General features: G+C 60.0%; 3 protein-coding genes. All 3 read right to left on the reverse strand.

The genetic code is table 11. The annotated features are described in order from the left end of the window. A partial coding sequence (locus tag ACFFAR_RS31480; RefSeq protein WP_375509259.1) for a M20 family metallo-hydrolase occupies positions 1-1,069 on the reverse strand: 1,069 nt, incomplete at its 3' end. After that, positions 1,066-1,869: an ATP-binding cassette domain-containing protein gene (locus ACFFAR_RS31485; RefSeq protein WP_174364898.1), complete on the reverse strand. Its 804-nt coding sequence runs from the start codon at positions 1,867-1,869 to the stop codon at positions 1,066-1,068. The genes ACFFAR_RS31485 and ACFFAR_RS31480, both read right to left, overlap by 4 nt. Beyond that, a partial coding sequence (locus ACFFAR_RS31490) for an ABC transporter permease subunit (protein WP_174364899.1) occupies positions 1,866-2,152 on the reverse strand: 287 nt, incomplete at its 5' end. The genes ACFFAR_RS31485 and ACFFAR_RS31490, both read right to left, overlap by 4 nt.

Genomic DNA, 2,152 nt, shown 5'->3' on the forward strand with positions numbered 1-2,152 from the left:
TGATGTTCATCAACGGTGATGAGAGTGCGTTGCATGCCTCTGCGACGCGACGAATGACCGAGGGCGCAAACACGACCGGTGGATGCGTGAACAACGCTTCGCGCGTAGCGCCATGACGTTCGATGCAGGCGCTCAGCCGGGTATCGAACGCATCGAGCACGGACGCGTCCGGATGACGGAAGTCCACCGTGAACGTGACGTCCGATGCAATCGTGTTGATGGAGTTGGGCAACACGGTCCATCGGCCGAAAGTGATGCGGGTGTCGTCGCCGCCGAGCTGGTGTGCAAGCGCCGATATCTCCGCGCGCACGGCGACCGCGAGCGTCATGGCGTCGTGGCGCGCGTGCATGGGTGTGGTGCCGGCGTGCGCAGCCGCGCCCTTGCAGTGCACCGCGTACCAGCGCACGCCCTGGATGCCGGTGACTACACCAAGAGGAATATCGGCGAGTTCGAGCAGCGGGCCTTGTTCGATGTGCAGTTCAACGAACGCATGCGCATTCTCTTGCACGGCACGTGTTTCGATCGCAGGAAACGCGTCACGATGCGCCGCGAGCGCAGCAGCGAGCGTGATGCCGTTGCTGTCTTTTGCTTGTCCGTAGTGTTGGAGCAAGGCTGGATCGACGAACGCACTCGACCCCATCGCGCCGGGTTGGAACCGCGTGCCTTCTTCGTTGGTCCATGCAATGACTTCGAACGGGCGGCGCGTCCGGATGTTGGCCTCGTTCAATGCAGCAAGACATTCGAAGCCTGCGAGCACGCCATAACATCCGTCGAGCTTGCCGCCGGTGGGTTGAGTATCGATATGGCTGCCCGTCATGACCGGCGGCAGATCTTGCAGACCTTCGCGACGGAAAAAGAGGTTCGCGCAGGCATCGGTGCGCACGGTGCAGCCGAGTGCGATCGCACGCTCGACCAGGTGGCGGCGCGCTTCAATGTCGATTGTCGAAAGCGCCGGCCTGTCCACACCTCCATCATCACGCGCGCCGAAGCGCGCAAGTGTCTGGATGGATTCAAGAAGGCGCGTTGCGTTGATGCTGGATGCGGTTTTGAGCGGGTCGTCCTGAATCATTCAACCCCCGCGACGGAAGTCAGGCTGCGATCGAACCAGGGCTTCAGGAACTGCTGTAAGCGCGGCGTACGCGTGTTGCCGAAGAGTTGCTCGGGCGGCCCCGCTTCCACGATCTTTCCGGCCTCCATGAACACCACTTGATCCGAAATCTTTGCGGCGAAGCTCATCTCGTGCGTGACCATCACCATTGTCATGCCGTCTTGCGCAAGAGAGCGGATGACGCTCAGCACTTCTTCCACGAGTTCGGGGTCGAGCGCGGACGTGGGTTCATCGAGCAACATGACTTCGGGTTCGATGGCCAACGCACGCGCAATTCCCACGCGTTGTTGCTGTCCGCCGCTCAACGACACCGGATACGCATGCGCCTTTTCGACCAGACCGACGCGCTTGAGCGCTGCAAGCGCCTGCTTGTGCGCATCGCCCTTATTTGCCTTTTTCGATAACACCAGTGGCGCCGCCACGTTGCCGAGCACGGTCATATGCGGCCACAGGTTGAACTGCTGAAATACCATCGAAACTGGCCGTCGCACGTCCGCAATGCTCTTCTCGCTATCGCGGTCACGTTCGGCACGGCCTGCTGATCGATACCCAAGCAACTGGCCTTTGATCCAGACCTCGCCTTCATCGTAGGCTTCGAGGAAGTTCATGCAGCGCAACGCCGTCGTCTTGCCGGAACCCGACGGTCCAATGAGCGAAACGATCTCTCCACGCTGCACGGTCAGATCGATGCCCTTGAGCACGCGATTGGCGCCATACGATTTACCCACAGCGCGAAGTTCGAGAATGGGAAGTGAGCTCATGAGGTTTTACGCGATGGAGCGATGAGCACCGACGCCCATTTGAAGGCAACGGCGACGCATTGCGTGAGAAGCCAGTAGCAGATGATCAACATCGCGTATGGACCGATGTACGTATAGGTGGACGAGACAATGTCGCTTGCAGTCATGGTCAACTCGGGCACCGTGATGATCGATGCAACCGCGCTTTCCTTGATGACGAGAATGGTCTGGTTCGCAAGCAACGGCATGACGAACGCAATGGCTTGAGGCAGTTCGATGCTTCGAAACGCTGACCATCGGTCGA

It is taken from the genome of uncultured Caballeronia sp., from assembly GCF_964243625.1.
Lineage (GTDB): Bacteria > Pseudomonadota > Gammaproteobacteria > Burkholderiales > Burkholderiaceae > Caballeronia.

What these genes read in the sequence shown, in the direction of transcription:
- ACFFAR_RS31485 (WP_174364898.1), bottom strand. Translation starts at nt 1,869, where the DNA reads ATGAGCTCACTTCCCATTCTCGAACTTCGCGCTGTGGGTAAATCGTAT.